Origin of the sequence: Pseudomonas gingeri (assembly GCF_013385635.1) — a bacterium.
Taxonomy (GTDB): Bacteria; Pseudomonadota; Gammaproteobacteria; order Pseudomonadales; family Pseudomonadaceae; genus Aquipseudomonas; species Aquipseudomonas gingeri_A.
Map to the genome: position 1 here is coordinate 1 of NZ_JACAPR010000064.1, position 587 is coordinate 587.

General features: G+C 61.0%; 1 protein-coding gene. It reads right to left on the reverse strand.

Annotated features, from left to right (window positions below; translation table 11 throughout):
- Positions 1-587, reverse strand: a 587-nt coding sequence (locus HX851_RS33445) for a ribonucleotide-diphosphate reductase subunit beta (protein WP_177066537.1), incomplete at both ends; no start/stop codon positions are given.

The window sequence follows — 587 nt, forward strand, 5'->3', positions numbered from 1 at the left end:
ATCTGGGTGAAGCCGCAGTAGAAGAAGATGCCTTCCAGTACGCAGTAGTAGGCGATCAGGTTGCGCAGCAGTTCCTTGTCGGTGTCGACGGTGCCGGTCTCGAACTTCGGATCGGAGATCGAGCGGGTGTACTTCAGGCCCCAGGCGGCCTTTTTCGCCACCGAAGGAATCTCGTGGTACATGTTGAAGATCTCGCCTTCATCCATGGCCAGCGATTCGATGCAGTACTGGTAGGCGTGGGTGTGGATCGCCTCTTCGAAGGCCTGGCGCAGGATGTACTGGCGACACTCGGGGTTGGTGATCAGGCGGTAGACGGCCAGCACCAGGTTGTTCGCCACCAGGGAGTCGGCGGTGGAGAAGAAGCCGAGGTTGCGCATGACGATGCGGCGCTCGTCGTCGGTCAGGCCTTCCGGGTTCTTCCACAGGGCGATGTCGGCGGTCATGTTGACCTCTTGCGGCATCCAGTGGTTGGCGCAGCCGTCGAGGTATTTCTGCCAGGCCCAGTCGTACTTGAAGGGCACGAGCTGGTTGAGGTCGGCGCGGCAGTTGATCATGCGCTTTTCATCGACCGCGACACGGGCCGAGGC